This is a genomic window from Pseudomonas sp. OE 28.3 (genome assembly GCF_014268205.2).
GTDB lineage: Bacteria > Pseudomonadota > Gammaproteobacteria > Pseudomonadales > Pseudomonadaceae > Aquipseudomonas > Aquipseudomonas edaphica.
Genome location: NZ_CP077082.1, coordinates 1,317,618 through 1,336,960, shown reverse-complemented (window position 1 = coordinate 1,336,960; position 19,343 = coordinate 1,317,618). Strand labels below are relative to the sequence as shown.

General features: G+C 61.6%; 17 protein-coding genes. 11 read left to right on the top strand and 6 right to left on the bottom strand.

Annotation, left to right across the window (positions count from 1 at the left end):
- The first annotated feature begins 95 nt into the window (after positions 1-95).
- Both HU759_RS05930 and HU759_RS05925 read left to right on the top strand, forming a co-directional pair.
- Positions 96-1,289, top strand: coding sequence for an MFS transporter (locus tag HU759_RS05930; protein ID WP_017138161.1), 1,194 nt, complete (start codon positions 96-98; stop codon positions 1,287-1,289).
- A complete protein-coding gene (locus tag HU759_RS05925) occupies positions 1,282-1,683 on the top strand; it encodes a nuclear transport factor 2 family protein (RefSeq protein ID WP_017138162.1) in 402 nt (133 codons plus the stop codon). Before HU759_RS05930 ends, HU759_RS05925 begins: the two co-directional genes overlap by 8 nt.
- Positions 1,684-1,786: 103 nt before the next feature.
- Here the strand turns inward: HU759_RS05925 and HU759_RS05920 are convergent, their stop codons facing one another.
- The 4 genes from HU759_RS05920 to HU759_RS05905 are packed head-to-tail and all read right to left on the bottom strand — an operon-like array spanning position 1,787 to position 6,547.
- Positions 1,787-2,647: an HlyD family secretion protein gene (locus HU759_RS05920; RefSeq protein ID WP_017138163.1), complete on the bottom strand. Its 861-nt coding sequence runs from the start codon at positions 2,645-2,647 to the stop codon at positions 1,787-1,789.
- A 10-nt stretch (positions 2,648-2,657) separates the two neighbouring features.
- Positions 2,658-2,858 carry a DUF1656 domain-containing protein gene (locus tag HU759_RS05915; protein WP_017138164.1) on the bottom strand — a complete coding sequence of 67 codons (201 nt, stop codon included), beginning with the start codon at positions 2,856-2,858 and terminating at the stop codon, positions 2,658-2,660.
- Positions 2,848-5,025: an FUSC family protein gene (locus tag HU759_RS05910; protein ID WP_017138165.1), complete on the bottom strand. Its 2,178-nt coding sequence runs from the start codon at positions 5,023-5,025 to the stop codon at positions 2,848-2,850. Before HU759_RS05910 ends, HU759_RS05915 begins: the two co-directional genes overlap by 11 nt.
- A 10-nt stretch (positions 5,026-5,035) precedes the next feature.
- Entirely contained in the window at positions 5,036-6,547 is a 1,512-nt protein-coding gene (locus HU759_RS05905) for an efflux transporter outer membrane subunit (protein WP_186616765.1), read from the bottom strand.
- A 182-nt stretch (positions 6,548-6,729) separates the two neighbouring features.
- Here HU759_RS05905 and HU759_RS05900 point away from each other — a divergent pair, with 182 nt between their 5' ends.
- From HU759_RS05900 to HU759_RS05880, 5 genes are all read left to right on the top strand, one after another.
- Complete coding sequence (locus HU759_RS05900) at positions 6,730-7,698, top strand: LysR family transcriptional regulator (protein WP_017138167.1); 969 nt, start codon at positions 6,730-6,732, stop codon at positions 7,696-7,698.
- Positions 7,699-7,840: 142 nt separating this feature from the next.
- Positions 7,841-8,815, top strand: a complete 975-nt coding sequence (locus tag HU759_RS05895; protein WP_186616764.1) for a D-glycerate dehydrogenase — start codon at positions 7,841-7,843, stop codon at positions 8,813-8,815.
- Positions 8,816-9,023: 208 nt separating this feature from the next.
- Positions 9,024-9,926 carry a chemotaxis protein gene (locus HU759_RS05890; RefSeq protein ID WP_017138169.1) on the top strand — a complete coding sequence of 301 codons (903 nt, stop codon included), beginning with the start codon at positions 9,024-9,026 and terminating at the stop codon, positions 9,924-9,926.
- 3 nt (positions 9,927-9,929) lie between these two features.
- The gene (locus tag HU759_RS05885) at positions 9,930-10,412 is read left to right on the top strand and encodes a GNAT family N-acetyltransferase (RefSeq protein WP_017138170.1); all 483 of its coding nucleotides are present in this window, start codon (positions 9,930-9,932) and stop codon (positions 10,410-10,412) included.
- Between the two features lie 108 nt (positions 10,413-10,520).
- Positions 10,521-11,264: a YkgJ family cysteine cluster protein gene (locus HU759_RS05880; RefSeq protein WP_017138171.1), complete on the top strand. Its 744-nt coding sequence runs from the start codon at positions 10,521-10,523 to the stop codon at positions 11,262-11,264.
- Between the two features lie 185 nt (positions 11,265-11,449).
- On the opposite strand, the gene HU759_RS05875 is transcribed toward HU759_RS05880, so the two are convergent.
- Both HU759_RS05875 and HU759_RS05870 read right to left on the bottom strand, forming a co-directional pair.
- On the bottom strand, positions 11,450-12,232 hold the full coding sequence (locus tag HU759_RS05875) for a transporter substrate-binding domain-containing protein (protein ID WP_026013782.1): 783 nt from the start codon (positions 12,230-12,232) through the stop codon (positions 11,450-11,452).
- 167 nt (positions 12,233-12,399) lie between these two features.
- Positions 12,400-12,633 (bottom strand): hypothetical protein, encoded by a 234-nt coding sequence (locus tag HU759_RS05870; RefSeq protein WP_017138173.1) that lies wholly within the window; start codon positions 12,631-12,633, stop codon positions 12,400-12,402.
- 215 nt (positions 12,634-12,848) lie between these two features.
- Between HU759_RS05870 and HU759_RS05865 the strand changes: the two genes are divergently transcribed.
- The 4 genes from HU759_RS05865 to HU759_RS05850 are packed head-to-tail and all read left to right on the top strand — an operon-like array spanning position 12,849 to position 19,149.
- On the top strand, positions 12,849-14,015 hold the full coding sequence (locus tag HU759_RS05865) for an efflux RND transporter periplasmic adaptor subunit (RefSeq protein ID WP_017138174.1): 1,167 nt from the start codon (positions 12,849-12,851) through the stop codon (positions 14,013-14,015).
- Positions 14,012-17,107: a multidrug efflux RND transporter permease subunit gene (locus tag HU759_RS05860; RefSeq protein WP_186616763.1), complete on the top strand. Its 3,096-nt coding sequence runs from the start codon at positions 14,012-14,014 to the stop codon at positions 17,105-17,107. The genes HU759_RS05865 and HU759_RS05860 overlap by 4 nt, the downstream gene beginning before the upstream one ends.
- Before the next feature lie 10 nt (positions 17,108-17,117).
- On the top strand, positions 17,118-17,795 hold the full coding sequence (locus tag HU759_RS05855; RefSeq protein WP_017138176.1) for a heavy metal response regulator transcription factor: 678 nt from the start codon (positions 17,118-17,120) through the stop codon (positions 17,793-17,795).
- Positions 17,785-19,149, top strand: coding sequence for a heavy metal sensor histidine kinase (locus tag HU759_RS05850; protein WP_186616762.1), 1,365 nt, complete (start codon positions 17,785-17,787; stop codon positions 19,147-19,149). The genes HU759_RS05855 and HU759_RS05850 overlap by 11 nt, the downstream gene beginning before the upstream one ends.
- Positions 19,150-19,343 lie beyond the last annotated feature (194 nt).

Below are 19,343 nucleotides of genomic sequence, written 5' to 3'. Positions count from 1 at the left end.
TGTCAAAATATTTTTGACAAACTAACAGTCAAATCACCGTATCCCAAACGCTGCTTGCGACCTACCCTGCCCGCTTCACTCGCAGGATCGCGTTTATGACCTACCGCTCGAAAGTCGCCTGGATCTTTTTACTCGGCTTTGCCCTGGACCTGGTGAACATGTTTGTCGCCACCGTTGCCTACCCGGACATCGCCCGCGAACTGCACGCCTCGGTCACGCAATTGGCGTGGATCAGCAACGCCTACGTACTCGGGCTGACCGTGATCATTCCGTTGAGTGTGTGGCTGGCGGCGATCATGGGCGAACGAACGCTGATCGCGGCGAGCCTGCTGTTGTTCGCGGGCGCCTCGGTGATGGTTGGCCAGGCGGGTTCCATCGAAACGCTGATTGGCTGGCGGGCGCTGCAAGGTTTGGGCGGTGGCTTGCTGATCCCCGTGGGCCAAGCCATGGCTTACCGGCACTATCCAGCGGCAGAACGCAGCCAATTGACAGCCAGCGTGATGTCGGTGGCGCTGCTGGTACCGGCATTGTCGCCGGCTTTGGGCGGGCTGATCGTCGACAGTGTGTCATGGCGCTGGATCTTCTACGCCAACCTGCCGCTGGCGTTGCTCACGTTGCTGCTGGCACTGCTGTGGATAAAACCTGATGCACCTGTAACAGTGCGCCCGGCCCTGGATGTGGGCAGTATTTTCAAACAGATCCGCAGCCCGATGCTGCGCGTGGCGATGTTGGTCTATCTGTTCATCCCCGGCATATTTATCGGCACCAGCCTGATCGCTATTCTCTACCTGCGAGGCCTGGGCTACGACGCGACACACACCGGCGCGCTGATGTTGCCGTGGGCGCTGGCGTCGGCACTGGCGATTTTCCTGAGCAAAAAACGCTTCAACCGCTACGGCCCAAAACCCTTGCTGCTGGCGGGCATGGCCCTGCAATGCATCGGCATCCTGCTGCTGACAAAACCCGAACCGGCCGTAATTATTCTAGCCTACGCGTTGATGGGCCTGGGCGGCAGCCTGTGCAGCAGCACGGCGCAGACCTTGGCGTTTCTCGACATACCCGCCGAGCGCATGGGCCACGCCAGTGCGCTGTGGAACATCAATCGACAAGTCAGCTTCTGCCTCGGCGCTGCCGCCCTCAGTGCGTTGTTGTCGGCCTTGGATTCCTTCGTCATAACCTTCACGATAGCCGCAGCCCTGACACTGCTGCCCCTTTTTGCCGTGTTGCGCCTGGATACATCCAGAGTCCGCACGCTGCTTCACCCTGCCAGCGAGCCCAGCCATGATTGATTACAACGATTTTTTTGAAGAAGTGATCCAGACCCACGTCGAGATCGAGCAATGGTTTGCCGGGGTTGCGCCTGAAGGCACCCTGGAAACCTTGCTTGCGCGCTTTTCACCCGATTTCAGCATGGTCGCACCCGCCACCGGCACGAGAGTGAATACAGCCGGGGTTAAAGCGTTGTTCACGCGCCTGGGCGGTATGCGCCCGGGGTTGAAGATCACCTTGAGCGAAATGGCCGGGATCGACCGGCACGCGCGCGGTGCCACGGTGACTTACCGCGAACACCAGATTGATGACAGCGGCACCCAGACTGACCGCCGCGCCACCGTGGTATTCGAAAAACAGGCCAGCGGCGCGCTGCTGTGGCGCCATCTGCATGAAACCTTCATCAAGGCATAACACAGCCAAAACTGTGGGAGCTGGCTTGCCTGCGATGGCGGTGGGTCAGCTGAAAACAGGTCAACTGACAGTGCGCTATCGCAGGCAAGCCAGCTCCCACAGTTTAATGTTGCGTTGGGTTGACGATCACCGTGCAGGTGATCCCCGCCGCCAGCAGCACGCCGTCGGGCACTTCATCAATGTGTATCCGCACCGGCACCCGCTGGGCCAGGCGCACCCAGTTGAAGGTCGGGTTCACATCGGCGATCAGCTCACGGCTCTCGGGGTTGTCGCGGTCATAGATACCCCGCGAGATGCTTTCCACGTGGCCCTTGAGCGTCTCGCCGCTCATCAGTTGCATATCGGCTTTGTCGCCCACCTTCACATGGGGCAGCTTGGTCTCTTCGAAGAAGCCGTAGACCCAGAACGAGTTCATATCGACCACGGCCATCTTGGCCTCGCCAATACGCGCATAGTCGCCACGGTGCACATTGAGGTTGGTGACATAACCGTCCACTGCCGCCACCACCTGCGTACGTTTCAAGTTAAGTTCAGCGGCTTCCAGTTGCGCCAACGCATGCTGGTAATCGGCCAACGCCGAGTCGGCGATGTTGCTGGCGTCGTCGCGGTTTTCCCTGGAGATCACCAGCGCGTCGAGGTCGGCACGGCGGTGGGCGTTGACCTTGCGCATCTCCCAAGTGGCTTTGCGCGAAGCCACCAGCGACTGCGCCTGTTTGACGGCAATGCGGTAGTGCTCGGGGTCGATCTGCATCAGCAGGTCGCCCTTCTTCACCAACTGGTTGTCACGCACCGGTACATCCACCACTTCGCCCGTAACGTCGGCCGCCACATTGATGATGTCGGCGCGCACGCGGCCATCGCGGGTCCACGGCGTTTGCATGTAGTGCACCCACAACGTGCGGCCAATCCAGATCGCCAATGCCAATACCAGCAAGGTCGCGAGCAGGCTGAAAAACTTTTTCATCGGGGCATTCTCAACGGTAGACGGTCAGCGCGAGCGCGCCGAACAAGCAAACGAACAGGCTCAGGCGCAGCAGCGCCGGGTGCCAGAAAAAACGGTAGAGGTCGAACCCGGCCAGGAAGCGGTCCAACGCCCAGGCCAACCCTGCGGCGATAAAAAACAACAGGGTCATGGTCGGCATGTACAGGCCATGGAAGGCGATTTCACGGGGCATGCGGGGCTCCTTTGAGAGCAGCCAATGGCGATTGCGGGTCTAGCAGCGAGGTGCGGATAAAGTGCAGGTAGCTTTTCACCCGGCGCAGCGCCGAGGTATCAAAATGCGGGGCGAAGGGTTCGTCGGTGGCCTGCACACGGCTGATCGCATGGTCGACAGCCACCAGTCCACGCTCCAGATTGTTCGCGCTCGGTTGCAAAAACAGCCGCACCAGCGAGCGCCCCATCACGCGGATCGCCTGGCGCCACGGCTGGGATTGGGCATACGCCGGGTGCACCGGCAAAATCGCCTGTTCCTTGCGCAGTTCGATGATCGCATGGCCGACTTCCAGCACCACGAACATCCAGCGCAACAAATCACGCTGCACCTGCGGCTGGCCAACGGCGAGGCCGTAGGCTTGGTGCAGCAAATCGCGGGTGCGGCTTTCAAAACTCGAGGCCAGGCCCTTGAGCTTGCCGCTGATCGCATACACCACCTGCTCGCGCAGGTCCTGCTCCAAACGGCGCCACAACCAACGGCTGTTGGGCGGCAGAATGATCGCCCCCGCCGCCGCGCACACCAGCATGCCGATGATCATGGCGATGTAGTCGTTGATAAAGGTGTAGGGGTTGTAGACCGTGAGGTTGTCCGGCACCGAACCGGTGCTGAAAAAGATCAACAGGCCCACGCCTACCCCGGCGTATTGCGGGCGTGAGGCCAGGAACGAGCCGAAGATGATCACCGGCGCGAGCATCAGGCACAGCAGCGGGAAGCCGTCGATCCAGGGGAACACGAAGAACATTTCGACAAAGCCAACCAGTGCGCCGATCAAGGTGCCGCAGGCCATTTGAAAGGCCATGCGCTTGGGGTTGGGCGTGGCGGCGGACAGGCCGACGGTGGCGGCGGCAATCAGCGTCATGGTTGCGCCGCTGGGCCAGGCGGTGGCCACCCAGTAGCTGCCGAGCACAATAAGGATGAACGACGCACGAATACCCGAAGCCGCGCAGGCCAGCCAGTTGGTCTTGGGGATAAAGGTCTCGTTCCACTGCTCGCGCTCATGGCTGTGGTCGGCCAGGGAAGCGTGGGTCAGCGCGTAGTTGTGCAAGTCATCGACAAAGCGATAAAGCAGCTCGTAGGCGGTATGAAAATCCAGCTGTTCAGCTTCGCTTGGGTTGGCTTCCTGAAAGCTTGCACGCAGGGCACGCACCGTGGCGGGAAGCTCGTCTTTGTAGGCGCTGAGTTGGTTGACCAGCCGTGCGGCGTCGGGGCTGGTGAGCGCCCGACCGGAGAAGCCGTCGAGCACTTCGGCAAGGCCTTGCAGGCCGGGCTTGATCGCAGCCACCACATGATCAGCCGCGTGCGCACGTAACCGTTCGAGCAACTGGTGCAGGGCGTTGAAGCGCGTGGTGATGCTCATGAATTCGCTGTTGAGGCGGCTGAGTCGACCATTGCGCCGACGCATGTGCGGGTCTTCAAACACGGTGACGCTGCGCAGCCCTTCCAGGCCCACGGCTTCGGCGATAAAACGCACGTTGCTGGCCTCGAAACCTTCGCGCTGGCTGCGCCCACGCAGGCCGTCGGTGACGAACAGCGCGAACACGCCAAAGCGCTGATACAAGGCGTTGCGCATCGCCGCGCTGGAGGTTTGCGGCAGGATCGCGGCGCTGACCACTGTGGAGCATAAAATCCCCAGGGAAATTTCCAGCACGCGCCATACCGCCGCCATAAACGCGCCGTCGGGGTTTGCCAGCGCCGGCAAACCAACCATCGCCGCCGTATAGCCGGCCAGTACAAACCCGTAGGCGCGAAAGTTGCGATTACGCGTGGCGCCAGCGGTGCAGATGCCCACCCAGATCGCCAACGCGCCCAGGAACAATTCGGTGTTCTGCGCAAACAAGGCAATCAGCAAGACCATCACCGCCGAGCCCGCCAAGGTGCCGAGGAAGCGATAGAAACTCTTGGCAAACACCTGGCCGCTCTGCGGTTGCATCACGATAAATACGGTGATCATCGCCGTGCGCGGTTGCGGCAACTCCAGGCGCATGGCCAGCCACAACGTCAGGAACGCAGCGATCAGCACCTTGAAGATATACACCCAGGTCACGCCGTCGCTGCGTGCCCAGTCGAAAAAACCACGGCGCCACTCAAGGGAGTGCAACCAGCGCAGCGGGGCAGGCAAGGGAGTCATTACAGTCTACTCAGTGATCAAACACGGCGAGCGCCGCCGGGGTTTTGCTCGGCAGTGTCTTGGCGTCCGGTGGTACGTCGTTACCGGCGCCGAGCCCGCCACCCAGGGCCGTGACCAGTTCGGCATGGGCACTCAGACGCGCGGCCTGCACCTGTTGTTCGATCTGTTGCTGGCGAAACAACAAGGTCTGAGCGTTGAGCACATTGAGGTAATCGGTGAGGCCGCGCTGGTAGGCGATCATGGCGATGTCGTAGGTTTTCTGCGCCGAGGCCACCGACTGCGCGGCAAAGTCGGCTTGCTTGTCCATGGATTCGCGGCGGATCAACTGGTCACTGATGCCCTTGAGCGCATTGACCAGCGTCTGGTTGTACTTGGCCACGGCGATGTCATAACCGGCGCTGGCTTCGCCCAACTGCCCACGTAAACGGCCGCCGTCGAAGATCGGCAGGCTGATCGCCGGGCCGACGGTGTAGTTGAATTTCTGCCCGCTGAGAAACCCCAGCATCGTGCCGCCGGTGGCCATATAGCCGAGGCTGCCGACCAGATCGACGTTGGGGTAGAAACCGGCGTGCGCCACATCAATACCGCGCGCCTGGGCGGCGACCTGCCAGCGGCTGGCAACCACGTCCGGGCGTTGGCCGAGCAATTGCGCGGGCAGCCTTGAGGGCAGCTTCAGCGGCGCGGCCAAGGACAAACTCGGGCGTTGCAGTTGCGCGCCTGCGCCTGGGCCTTTACCGGCCAATGCCGCGAGCTGGTTGCGGCTCAGGGCGATTTCTTCGTCGAGTGCGTCGAGTTGTCGATGGGTTTCGGGCAAGGGCGTTTCGGCCTGGCTCACATCGAAATGCGTGCCGATGCCGGCATTCAGGCGCTTATTGGCCAGGTCGAGGATCTGCTGTTGCTGGGCCAGGGTGGCGGCGACGATATCGCGGTTGGCGAAATGCAACGACAGCTGGATATAGGCGCGCACCACATTGTTCTGCAATTCGAGCTGGGCCTGACGCGCTTCGGCAGCGCTCATATGCGCCAGGTCGACGGCGCGTTCGCTGGCATTGCTTTCGCGGCCCCACAGGTCGAGGGCGTAGCTCAAGCCCAGGGACGCGGTGTTGTCCCAGGTATTGGCACCGCTCAATTCGCCCGGCCCGTAGAACTGATCTTTCGGCCAATTGTGGCGTTTGAGCGTGGTGTCACTGTTGATCTGCAACGACTCAGCCGACTCGGCGATCCCGGCCATGGCCCGCGCTTCCCGCACCCGCGCGGCGGCCATGGCCATGTTCGGGCTGTTTTGCGTGGCGAGGTCGACCCAGCGGTTGAGTTGCATGTCGCCATAGGCTTGCCACCATTGTGTGGTGGGCCAGTGGGCGTCCTGCGCGGCGCTCTGGATGGCGGCGTCGGTGGCCAGGGTATTGGCGTTGAAGGCTTGGCCTTGGGGGGCGATTCCTCCGGTTCCGATGCAGCCGCTGATTGCTAACGATAAGGCCAAAACACTGAGAGCCTTCAGCTCTCTGCTGATGCGACGCGGCACGGCGAACGAATTCCTGAGGTGGTGAGGCGGGGAAGGTGGCGCAATTCTAGGGGGCGCCATGGGGAACGATAAGCTGGCATTCCTGTGAATCTTTGTTACCGTTCAGGCGATAATCCGTTGGTAGGGATCACTGGACGGCGTAACTTTCTGTCACAATTTGCTATCTCCCTTGAGAACACTCCATGGACACTTTGCAAAATATGCGCGCCTTCAGTTGCGTGGCCGAGGCCGGCAGCTTCACCGCCGCCGCCGTGCAACTGGACACCACCACCGCCAACGTTTCGCGCGCGGTCTCCAACCTTGAGGCCCATCTGCAAACCCGCTTGCTCAACCGCACCACTCGCCGCATCGCGCTGACCGAGGCCGGTAAGCGCTATTTGCTGCGTTGTGAGCAGATCCTGGCTTATGTCGAGGAAGCCGAGGCCGAAGCCAGCGACGCCCACGCACGCCCCGCCGGGCAGCTGAAAGTGCATACCATGACCGGCATCGGCCAGCATTTCGTGATTGACGCAATTGCCCGTTACCGTCGCACCCACCCCGACGTGACCTTCGACCTGACCCTGGCCAACCGCGTGCCGGACCTGCTCGACGAGGGTTACGACGTGTCCATCGTGCTGGCCAGCGAGCTGCCGGATTCGGGTTTTGTGTCCCAGCGCCTGGGCATCACCTACAGCATCGCGTGTGCCTCGCCGGATTACGTCAAGGCCAAAGGTTGCGCACAGCGGCCCCAGGATTTGCTCAACCACGCCTGCCTGCGCCTGGTCAGCCCGGTGATCCAGCTGGACAAATGGACCTTCAACGGCCCCGAAGGCCAGGAAAGCGTGGCGATCAACACTTCGCCGTTCCTGGTCAACTCGGCCGATGCAATGAAAACCGCGATCACCAGCGGCATGGGCGTCGGCCTGCTGCCGGTGTATGCGGCTATTGAAGGTTTGCGTAACGGCACGCTGGTGCGGGTGATGCCCAACTACCGCTCGCAGGAGCTGAACCTGTATGCCATCTACCCCTCGCGCCAGTACCTGGATGCGAAGATCAAGACCTGGGTGGAATACCTGAGAGGGTCGTTGCCGGAGATTCTGGCGGCGCATCAGGCGGAGTTGGTGGCGTATGAGTTGAGTGGCAGCCTGGGCGGCACACGCCTGGCGAACTGATTTTGGAATACGGCCCCACAAACACCATCCATTTACTGTGGGAGCTGGCTTGCCTGCGATAGCATCGCCTCGGTACTGCTGATACACCGAGGCGCCAGCATCGCAGGCAAGCCAGCTCCCACATTTTGAGCGGAGTTCTGCAATGAAAAAGACTGTCCTCGCCTTCAGCCGTGTCACCCCGCAAATGATCGAACGCCTGCAACAGGACTTCGAGGTGATCGCGCCGAACCCCAAGCTGGGTGACATCAATGCTCAATTCAATGAAGCCCTGCCCCACGCCCATGGCCTGATTGGCGTAGGCCGCAAGCTGGGGCGTGCGCAGCTGGAAGGCGCGAGCAAGCTGGAAGTGGTGTCCAGCGTGTCGGTGGGTTACGACAACTACGACGTGCCGTACTTCAACGAGCGCGGGATCATGCTCACCAACACCCCGGAAGTACTCACCGAAAGCACCGCCGACCTGGCCTTCGCCCTGCTGATGAGCAGTGCGCGCCGCGTGGCCGAACTGGATGCCTGGACCAAGGCCGGCCAGTGGAAAGCCAGCGTTGGCGCGCCGCTGTTTGGCTGCGATGTACACGGCAAGACCCTCGGCATAGTGGGCATGGGCAATATCGGCGCAGCCGTGGCCCGGCGTGGGCGCCTGGGCTTCAATATGCCGATTCTGTACAGCGGCAACAGCCGCAAGACCCAGCTGGAGCAGGAGCTGGGCGCGCAGTTGCGCAGCCTGGACCAGTTGCTGGCCGAGGCGGATTTTGTCTGCCTGGTGGTGCCGTTGAGCGACAAGACCCGCCACTTGATCAGCACCCGCGAATTGGGGCTGATGAAGTCCAGTGCGATCCTGATCAATATTTCCCGTGGGCCGGTGGTGGATGAACCGGCGCTGATTGAGGCGCTGCAAACCCAGAAAATCCGTGGCGCCGGGCTGGATGTGTATGAGCAAGAGCCGCTGGCCGAATCGCCGCTGTTCCAACTGAGCAATGCGGTGACCCTGCCGCATATCGGCTCGGCTACGCATGAAACTCGTGAAGCCATGGCCAATCGCGCCCTGGACAACCTGCGCAGCGCCTTGCTGGGGCAACGTCCGCAGGATCTGGTCAACCCGCAGGTCTGGAAGGGCTGACGCCGATCTCATATGGGATGGGTTTTGTGTGGGAGCTGGCTTGCCTGCGATGGCATCACCTCAGTGCAACTGGTAGACCGAGGTGCCTGCATCGCAGGCAAGCCAGCTCCCACACAAGCCCAGCCCGACACAAAATCCGGTTAAAGCCTGGCTCCCCCGAGTCGATAACCTTCCATAGATCGTCATCCCTGATCCACAGAAGGTTTTTATGTCCACCACCAAAGCCCGCGCAGATTCACTCTCGCTTCTGCTCTTTACCTTGCGCAGCGGCAAGCTGATGGCCATCAACCTGCTCAAAGTCAGTGAAATCATCCCCTGCCCACCGCTGACCAAGCTGCCGGAGTCGCACCCGCACGTCAAAGGCATCGCCACCCTGCGCGGTGCCTCGCTGTCGGTGATCGACCTGAGCCGCGCCCTCGGTGAGATGCCGCTGCAAGACCCGAACGGCGGCTGCCTGATCGTCACCGATGTCAGCCGTTCCAAGCAGGGCCTGCATGTGCAGGCGGTGAGCAAGATTGTGCATTGCCTGACCACCGACATCCGCCCGCCGCCCTATGGCTCCGGCGGCAATCGCTCGTTTATCACCGGCGTGACTCAGGTCGAAGGCGGCCTGGTGCAGGTGCTGGATATCGAAAAGGTCATCCACGGCATTGCCCCGGCCCCCGTTGAAGCGGCGCCGACCGACTTGACCATGGAAGAAGCCGAAGTGCTCGGCAACGCGCGAATCCTGGTGGTGGACGACAGCCAGGTGGCTCTGCAGCAATCGGTACACACCCTGCGCAACCTCGGCCTGACGTGCCACACCGCGCGCAGTGCCAAGGAAGCCATTGATGTGCTGCTGGAGCTGCAAGGCACGGTCGAGCAGATCAACGTGGTGGTGTCGGACATCGAGATGTCCGAAATGGACGGTTACGCCCTCACCCGCACCCTGCGCGAAACCCCGGACTTCCAGGAGCTTTACGTGCTGCTGCACACCTCCCTGGACAGCGCGATGAACAGCGAGAAGGCCCGCCTGGCCGGTGCCGATGCGGTGCTCACCAAGTTCTCGTCGCCCGAGCTGACCAAATGCCTGGTGGTTGCCGCGCAAACTGTGGCGCAAAAAGGCCTGTAAGCGGTGGCGGAGTATTTCCAACTGCTGCGCCGCGACCTTACTACCAGCCTGCCAGCACCGCAGTGGCCGGCCAATACCCGGCTGGATCATTACCGCGATGAGCTGGCCCCGGCCATCCATGCCGTATTGCGCATGACCCAGGAACAGGGCGGCGGCCGTGTCCCCAGCCTGGCAGAATGGCGCCGGCAGTTCGTCACCGACGCCGAGTTCGACCCCACGCTATGCCTGGTGGCCAGTAACGCAGACGGCATTCTTGGCGTGGCCCAGTGCTGGACCAGCGCGTTTATCAAGAACCTCTCGGTCCATCCGTGCGCCCAAGGCCAGGGGCTGGGGCGTGCCTTGTTGCTGCATACCTTCCACGTGTTCAAGCAACGCGGCGAGCCCTGTGTGGACCTGAAGGTGCTGGAAACCAACCAACGCGCCCGACAGTTGTATGAAAGTGCCGGCATGGTGTTTGTGCTGCGCGACCAGGTACCCGAGGACTGACCGGCACTGGCGCATAACTTGCTTCCACTGAGCCTGAACAGTGAATAGAGGCAAAAACCCGTCACCGTTCAAGAGTGCCCTCTGACCTTGCCTGGTGACAGATCCTCCATGAATACTCACTTTTCCTGCGTGGGTTGCGGCAAATGCTGCAGCGACCATCACGTTCCCCTGACCCTCGAAGAAGCCCGCAGTTGGGCGGCTGACGGCGGTAACGTCATCGTGCTGGTGGAGGGCTTTCTTGGCACCGGCCTGGGCTTGCCGGTGCAACAACGCGAGCATGCCGAACGCCGTTCAGTGGTAGTGCCGAGCGGCAATACCGAGGCGTTTGTGGCAATCACCTTTGCCGCCTACAACGCCGGGCGTTGCCGCAATCTTGACGAAGACAACCGTTGTGGCATCTATGAGCGTCGCCCACTGGTGTGTCGCATCTACCCGATGGAAATCAACCCGCATATCCCATTGAACCCCGCCGCCAAGGATTGCCCGCCAGAATCCTGGGAACAGGGGCCGGCGCTGATCGTCGGCGGTGAGTTGATGGATGCAGAACTGGCTGAGCTGATCCGCCGCTCACGCCAGGCCGACCGTGACGATGTGCAGACCAAGGAGGCCGTGTGCGCCTTGCTGGGTATTCGTACCACGGCGCTCAAGGGCGATGGGTTTACCGCGTATTTGCCGGATATGGCTGCCTTTGCGCAGGCGATTGAGTTGGCGATTGAGCAACCATCGGTGGCTAATGAGTGGGTGTTTCACGTCTCCGGCATGGACATCGCCGAACAGGTGCTGGATGCGGGGGCGCAGATTGCCACTGAGGTGCCGGCCAACTATGCGTTTATCTCGTTGAGGGCGGCTTAGGCTCGATGCGGCCAGTGTGGATGTGGGAGCTGGCTTGCCTGCGATGCGGGCAACTCGGCACACCAGGTACACCGAAGTGATGCCATCGCAGGCAAGCCAGCTCCCACAGTTGAACGGGTAGGCCCGCCTGTTGGCCATGGCTTGCAAAACACGGGGCCTGCTCACGTGCCGCAATTAATTGGCCATCATTGAGTGGAGGGCGGCTCATCCAAGTGATAAGGCGCCAGAATCCGCTGGTATTCACCGTTGTGCATCAGTTGCTCAAGCGCGTGATTGAGGTCGTTGCGCAAAGTGGAGTCAAACTTGCGCACAGCAATGGCAATGCCATTGCCTAAGAGTTCACCGGACAAGGGCGGCCCCATGAAGTCGAAATCCTGGCCAACCGGGGTGTCGAGCAGTGCACTGCGAATTTCCACAGTGCCTTGCAGCGTCGCATCAATCTTGCCGGCTACCAGACTGCGGGCCAGTTCGTCATTGAGCCAGAAACTTTTGATGATGACGCCCGCCGGTGCCCACTGCGACCGCGCAAAGGCTTCGCGATTGCTGCCCAGCAGCACACCGACACGCTTACCCTTGAGCGAGCGTGTGTCGGGTAACAGGCCGGACGCCTTACGGGCCACCAAACGCGTGGTAAAAGGGTAGAGATTATCGGTGAACCCCACCCACCGCCGCCGCCCCGAGGTGGCGGCAATGCCCATGATCGCATCGAACTGCCGGGCTTCGAGGGCCGGGAAGTCTTCGACAAACACCTGGTCGACCCAGGTGCAGCGCACATTCAACTGTGTACACAAGGCGTTGCCCAAGTCGATGTTCAAGCCCACCAATTGACCTTGCGGGCTACGACTCTGAAAGGGCGGAAACTGCGCGGCAACAGCGAAGCGGATTTCGCGCCGGGGTTGATCATCGTCGGCCACGGCGTCGATCGACAGCAAAAGGGCAAGTGCTGCACACAGGGGTATCAGAGCCACGGGAAACATCCTTTTCCAGAAAGACCAGCCTTGGCCACCCGCCCGATCTGAACGGTCGGGATGGAATCAAGGCTGTGCAAGCTTTCTAGAAACGGTCGCGGGTCTTCAATCGGAAATGTCAGCAGGTGTTGTAGTCCGCACCTGATAAAACGCTGGTCGTTCTATTCTCAGCGTTTACCCATCGAGCGGCGAGTGCCCGGCGGCGCCATGCCTGGCGACTTGGTGTGGCCGTTCTTGGCGCCATTCTTGTACCAAGGCTGGGCGGCGTTTTTGGCCCCAGCCAGTTCACCCGGCTTGAACGGAAACTTGAACGCCGGGATCTCGGCTTTTTCAACGCTTTGAGCGTCGGCCGGATCGACGAGGTCGGCCGCGTCAACAGGGGGTTGTGTCGGGGAAGTCATGGAAGCTCCGGGGCGTGCAGAAAATGAGGCGGTGGCCGGCTTGCGGGCCACGCTGGCGCGCAGTATACCTGCGCGCCTTGGATCTTTAACCACCGCCGGTACGAATGGTCGGACTTTACTGACAGCGCTGTCAGTTAGCAGTCACCGTGCTGACCGGGTTGGCGGGCTATAAAGAACGATCACTCTCCCAACCCTTTGCCCCGGCGCCCCACCCCATGCACATTCAACGAAAAACCGCCCTGATCGTGGCTGCCCTGGTGGTCGTGGCAGTTGCAGCCTGGGCCTTCAACCGACCGGCGAAAACCAAACTGGCGGTGTCCACCGCTATCCCGGTGCGAGTGGTGAGCGTCACACAGCAGGACATTCCTCGATTTGTCAGCGGTATCGGCTCGGTGCTGTCGCTGCACAGCGTGGTGATCCGCCCGCAAATCGACGGCATCCTCACCAAGCTGCTGGTCAAGGAGGGCCAATTGGTCAAGGCCGGTGACCTGCTGGCGACCATCGATGACCGCTCGATCCGCGCGAGCCTTGATCAGGCCAAGGCGCAGTTGGGCGAAAGCCAGGCGCAGTTGCAAGTGGCGTTGGTAAACCTCAAGCGCTACAAAGAGCTGAGCGTCGACGACGGCGTATCCAAGCAGACCTATGACCAGCAGCAAGCCCTGGTCAACCAGCTCAAGGCCACGGCGCAAGGTAATCAGGCCGCCATTGATTCGGCCCTGGTACAGCTGTCCTACACCCAGATTCGCTCGCCGGTGACTGGCCGTGTCGGCATTCGCACCGTGGATGAAGGCAACTTCCTGCGCATGAGTGATACCCAAGGCTTGTTCTCGGTGACGCAAATCGATCCGATCGCCGTGGAGTTCTCGTTGCCGCAACAAATGTTGCCGACCCTGCAAGGCTTGATCGCCGCGCCCACCCAAGCCAGCGTCGATGCCTACATGGGCGCCGACACCGACGGCCAGACCGGCGACCTGCTCGGCGAAGGCCACTTGAGCCTGATCGACAACCAGATCAGCTCCACCACCGGCACCCTGCGCGCCAAGGCTGAATTCAACAACGCTTCGCAGCGTCTGTGGCCGGGGCAACTGGTGACTATCAAGATCCAGACCGCCCTCGACAAGAACGCGCTGGTGGTGCCACCGACCGTGGTGCAACGTGGGCTCGACGCGCATTTTGTGTACCGCGTCAACGGTGACAAGGTTGAGGTTGTGCCGGTGCAGGTGGCGTATCAGGACAGCGACGTGACCATCATCAAGGGCGTGCAAGCCGGTGATGTGCTGGTCAGCGACGGCCAGTCGCGGCTCAAGGCCGGTGCGCAAATCGAGGTGCTCAAAGAGCCACCACAAGTGATCCAGACCGCCCAGACCAAGGTGCAACCATGAGCGGCAGCCGTTCCCCGTCCGCCTGGTGCGTCGACCATCCGGTTGCCACCCTGTTGCTGACCTTTGCGCTGGTGTTGCTGGGGCTGATTGCCTTCCCGCGCCTAGCTGTGGCGCCGCTGCCGGAAGCGGAGTTCCCGACCATCCAGGTCACCGCCACCTTGCCCGGCGCCAGCCCGGACACCATGGCCTCATCCGTGGCCACGCCCTTGGAGGTGCAATTCAGCGCCATCCCCGGCATGACCCAGATGACCTCCAGCAGCGCCTTGGGTTCAAGCCTGCTGACCCTGCAATTCACCCTGAACAAAAGCATCGACACCGCCGCGCAGGAAGTGCAGGCGGCGATCAACACCGCCTCCGGCAAGCTGCCCAGCGACATGCCGAGCCTGCCGACCTGGAAGAAGGTCAACCCGGCCGACAGCCCGGTGCTGATCCTCAGCGTCAGCTCCGACAGCATGCCCAGCACCGAGCTGAGCGACTATGTAGAAACCTTGCTGGCGCGGCAGATCAGCCAGATTGACGGCGTTGGCCAGATCAATATCACCGGGCAGCAACGCCCGGCGATTCGCGTACAGGCTTCACCGGACAAACTCGCGGCCATCGGCCTGACCCTCGCCGATGTGCGCCTGGCCATCCAGCAGTCCAGCCTGAACCTGGCCAAAGGTGCGATTTACGGCAAGAACAGCGTGTCGACGATATCGACCAACGACCAGCTGTTTCACCCCGAGGAATACGGCCAACTGATCGTTTCCTACAAGAACGGCGCGCCGGTGCAACTGCGTGATGTCGCCAAAGTCATCAACGGTTCGGAAAACGCCTACGTACAGGCCTGGTCCGGTGACACGCCCGGCGTCAACCTGGTGATTTCGCGCCAGCCCGGCGCCAACATTGTCGAGACCGTGGACCGCATTCAAGCCGAACTGCCGCGCCTGGAAGGCATGCTGCCCGCCTCGGTGCAGGTCAGCGTGTTGACCGACCGCACCAAGACCATCCGCGCGTCCTTGCATGAAGTGGAAGTGACCCTGCTGATCGCCATCCTGCTGGTGGTGGCGGTGATGGCGCTGTTCCTGCGCCAATTGTCGGCGACGCTGATTGTGTCCAGCGTACTCGGCGTGTCGCTGATCGCCAGTTTCGCGCTGATGTATGTGCTCGGCTTCAGCTTGAATAACCTGACGCTGGTGGCGATCGTGATCGCCGTGGGCTTTGTGGTCGACGATGCCATCGTGGTGGTGGAGAACATTCACCGTCACCTGGAGGCGGGCCTGGATAAACGCGAGGCGGCAATCAAGGGCTCGGGCGAGATCGGCTTTACCGTGGTGTCCATCAGCTTCTCGCTGGTGGCGGCGTTTATTCCGCTGCTGTTCATGGGCGGTGTGGTCGGGCGGCTGTTCAAGGAATTTGCGCTGACGGCCACCTCGACCATCCTGATTTCGGTGGTGGTTTCGCTGACTTTGGCGCCGACCCTGGCCGCGCTGTTCATGCGCGCGCCGACTCATCATGCCCATGACAAACCGGGCTTCAGCGAGCGCCTGCTCGCCGGCTACGCACGCAACCTGCGCCGTGCGCTGGCGCATCAACGCAGCATGGCAGCGATCTTTATGCTGACCCTGGCGTTGGCCGTGGTCGGCTACGTGTTTATCCCCAAGGGTTTCTTCCCGGTGCAGGACACCGGCTTTGTACTCGGCACCAGCGAAGCGGCGGCCGATGTGTCGTACCCGGACATGGTCGCCAAGCACAAGGCGCTGGCCGAGATCGTCAAGGACGACCCGGCAGTGGCCGCGTTTTCCCACTCGGTGGGCGTGACCGGCAGCAACCAGACCATCGCCAACGGCCGTTTCTGGATCGCCTTGAAGGACCGCGGTGATCGCGATGTATCCGCCAGCCAGTTCATTGACCGCATCCGCCCCAAACTGGCCAAGGTGCCTGGCATCGTCTTGTACCTGCGCGCCGGCCAGGACATCAACTTGAGTTCCGGCCCAAGCCGCGCCCAGTATCAATATGTGCTCAAGAGCAACGACGGCGCGACGCTCAATACCTGGACCCAACGCCTGACCGAAAAACTGCGCGCCAACCCGGCCTTTCGCGACCTGTCCAACGACTTGCAACTGGGCGGCAGCATCACTCACATCAGCATCGACCGCCAGGCGGCGGCGCGCTTTGGCCTCACCGCTACCGATGTCGACCAGGCGCTGTATGACGCGTTCGGCCAGCGCCAGATCAACGAGTTCCAGACCGAGATCAACCAGTACCAGGTGGTGCTGGAACTCGACACTCAACAGCGCGGCAAGGCCGAAAGCCTGAACTACTTTTACCTGCGCTCACCGTTGACCAACGAGATGGTGCCGCTGTCGGCACTGGCCAAGGTCGACCCACCCAGCGTGGGGCCGTTGTCCATCAGCCATGACGGCATGTTCCCGGCCGCCAACCTGTCGTTTAACCTGGCACCCGGCGTGGCATTGGGTGATGCGGTGATCATGCTCAACCAGGCCAAAAACGAAATCGGCATGCCGACCACCCTGATCGGCACCTTCCAGGGTGCGGCCCAGGCGTTCCAAAGCTCTTTGGCCAGCCAACCGTGGCTGATCCTGGCGGCGCTGGTGGCGGTCTATATTATTTTGGGCGTGCTGTATGAGAGCTTCGTGCACCCGCTGACGATCATCTCCACCTTGCCCTCGGCGGGCTTGGGCGCGTTGATCATGCTGTGGTTGCTGGGCCAGGACTTTTCGATCATGGCCTTGATCGGGCTGGTGCTGCTGATCGGTATCGTCAAGAAAAACGGCATCCTGATGATCGACTTTGCCCTGGAGGCCCAGCGCGTGCGCGGGCTGCCACCTGAGGAGGCGATTTATGAAGCCTGCGTCACCCGGTTCCGGCCGATCATCATGACCACCCTCGCCGCCCTGCTCGGCGCCGTGCCGTTGATGCTGGGCTCCGGGCCAGGCGCCGAACTGCGCCAGCCGCTGGGGATCGCGGTGGTCGGCGGCCTGTTGGTGAGCCAGGCGCTGACGCTGTTCACCACACCGATCATATACTTGTACCTTGAGAAGTTTTTCCACAGGCCCAAACCAGCGCCGGCGCTGGCGACCACACACTAAAGGCGGGGTCATGCGCGTCCTGATTATTGAAGATGAAGAAAAAACCGCAGACTACTTGCACCGTGGTCTGACCGAACAAGGCTACACCGTGGATGTGGCGCGCGAAGGCGTCGAGGGTTTGCACCTGGCGCTGGAAAACGACTACGCGGTGATCGTGCTTGACGTGATGCTGCCCGGCCTCGACGGCTTTGGGGTGTTGCGCGCACTGCGGGCACGCAAGCAGACGCCGGTGATCATGCTCACTGCTCGCGAGCGTGTGGAAGACCGCATCCGTGGCTTGCGTGAAGGCGCCGATGATTATTTGGGCAAACCGTTTTCGTTCCTCGAACTGGTGGCGCGCCTGCAAGCGCTGACCCGCCGCAGTGGCGGGCATGAGCCGGTGCAAGTCACCGTGGCCGACCTGTGGATCGACCTGATCAGCCGCAAGGCCAGCCGCAACGGCCTGCGCCTGGACCTGACCGCCAAAGAGTTCTCGCTGCTCAGCGTATTGGCACGGCGCCAGGGTGAAATCCTGTCCAAGACCGCGATTGCGGAAATGGTCTGGGACATCAATTTCGACAGCGACGCCAATGTGGTGGAAGTGGCGATCAAGCGCCTGCGCGCCAAGCTCGACGGGCCGTTCGAACACAAGTTGCTGCACACCATTCGTGGCATGGGGTATGTGCTGGAGAGCAGAAGTGTCGGCTAACTCCATCGCCCTGCGCCTGAGCGGCATGTTCACGCTGGTGGCGCTGCTGATTTTCGTGTTGATCGGCGGCGCACTCTACCAGCAAGTGGATCGCGGCCTGGGCTTGTTGCCGGGCGCCGAACTGGATGCGCGCTACAGCGTGCTGGAATCCTCGGTGAACCGCTTCGGCACACCGGACCACTGGGCAAAAATCACCGCCAAGTTGAAGTTGCTCGGCGAAGAAGACCCGCGCATTCGCTTCTGGGTGGTGAGCAGCGACCCGAGCTACGAATACGGCACCCCCGACGCGCAGATCCGCGCATTCGCCCAAGGGCCGACCGGCAAACGCGACTTGCGCCTGCCTGGGCATGAATACCCGTTCAAGGTGTTGCTCAGCCAGTTCGCGGCCAAGGATCAACGCCCGCCGCTGCGCTTTATGATCGCCATCGACACCGAGAACTTCCGCGCCACTCAGCACCATCTGTTGATGGCCTTGATCGGCCTGGCCTGTGTCGGTGTGGCGCTGGCGGCACTGTTGGGCTTTTGGGTCTCGCGTATCGGCCTCAAGCCGCTGGGCAAACTTTCGGATGAAGCGCAAAAACTCGCACCGCCCAAACTCTCCGGGCGCCTGCAGTTGTCGCCCTTGCCGCCGGAGCTGAGCCAGTTCGTCAACTCGTTCAACTCCACGCTGGATCGGGTGGAACAGGCGTATTCGCGCCTGGAGTCGTTCAATGCCGATGTGGCCCACGAACTGCGCTCGCCGCTGACCAACCTGATCGGCCAGACCCAAGTGGCGCTCACCCGTGGTCGTTCGGCCGAGCATTACTTCGAGGTGCTGCAATCGAACCTCGAAGAGCTGGAACGCCTGCGTTCGATCATTAATGACATGCTGTTCCTGGCCAGCGCCGACCAGGGCAGCAAGGCCACCAAACTGATCGAAAGCTCCCTGGCCGATGAAGTCGCCACCACCCTCGACTACCTGGACTTCATCCTCGAAGACGCCCAAGTCAAAGTGCGCGTACACGGAGATGCCTTGGTGCACATCGAAAAAGCCCACCTGCGCCGCGCGCTGATCAACCTGCTGAGCAATGCGGTGCAGCACACTGCGCCGGGGCAGATTATCGAAGTGAGCATTGAGGTGCAGGAGCAGTGGGTGGCGATCGGGGTGACCAACCCCGGCGATGAGATCGCCCGTGAGCATTTGCCGCGCTTGTTTGAACGCTTCTACCGGGTGGACGCGTCGCGCAGTAACAGCGGCGCAAATCATGGGCTGGGGCTGGCGATCGTCAAAGCGATTGCATTGATGCACGGCGGTGATGTGTTTGTGCGCAGTGAGGGCGGTGGCAATACTTTTGGCATTACCTTGCCGGCCTGACTCACCAGAACACATCGATCCAGTGTGGGCCAGCTCCCACACAAGCCAGATCCCACAAAGCCAGCTTCCCCACTGGATCTCAAAGGTCTGACTGTTGCGGTTTGGGCAACAGTCATTATCTTGTTACACTCTATATCGCACCGCTCACCTGCGTTACTTTGACGCACCGATGAGCGCGACGGCAAGGCAGCTTC

Bases quoted from the DNA above. Each gene is read 5' to 3' on its own strand.
- HU759_RS05930 (WP_017138161.1), top strand. From the start codon at position 96: ATGACCTACCGCTCGAAAGTCGCCTGGATCTTTTTACTCGGCTTTGCC.
- HU759_RS05925 (WP_017138162.1), top strand. From the start codon at position 1,282: ATGATTGATTACAACGATTTTTTTGAAGAAGTGATCCAGACCCACGTC.
- HU759_RS05920 (WP_017138163.1), bottom strand. From the start codon at position 2,647: ATGAAAAAGTTTTTCAGCCTGCTCGCGACCTTGCTGGTATTGGCATTG.
- HU759_RS05915 (WP_017138164.1), bottom strand. From the start codon at position 2,858: ATGCCCCGTGAAATCGCCTTCCATGGCCTGTACATGCCGACCATGACC.
- HU759_RS05910 (WP_017138165.1), bottom strand. From the start codon at position 5,025: ATGACTCCCTTGCCTGCCCCGCTGCGCTGGTTGCACTCCCTTGAGTGG.
- HU759_RS05900 (WP_017138167.1), top strand. From the start codon at position 6,730: ATGGACACTTTGCAAAATATGCGCGCCTTCAGTTGCGTGGCCGAGGCC.
- HU759_RS05895 (WP_186616764.1), top strand. From the start codon at position 7,841: ATGAAAAAGACTGTCCTCGCCTTCAGCCGTGTCACCCCGCAAATGATC.
- HU759_RS05890 (WP_017138169.1), top strand. From the start codon at position 9,024: ATGTCCACCACCAAAGCCCGCGCAGATTCACTCTCGCTTCTGCTCTTT.
- HU759_RS05880 (WP_017138171.1), top strand. From the start codon at position 10,521: ATGAATACTCACTTTTCCTGCGTGGGTTGCGGCAAATGCTGCAGCGAC.
- HU759_RS05870 (WP_017138173.1), bottom strand. From the start codon at position 12,633: ATGACTTCCCCGACACAACCCCCTGTTGACGCGGCCGACCTCGTCGAT.
- HU759_RS05865 (WP_017138174.1), top strand. From the start codon at position 12,849: ATGCACATTCAACGAAAAACCGCCCTGATCGTGGCTGCCCTGGTGGTC.
- HU759_RS05860 (WP_186616763.1), top strand. From the start codon at position 14,012: ATGAGCGGCAGCCGTTCCCCGTCCGCCTGGTGCGTCGACCATCCGGTT.
- HU759_RS05855 (WP_017138176.1), top strand. From the start codon at position 17,118: ATGCGCGTCCTGATTATTGAAGATGAAGAAAAAACCGCAGACTACTTG.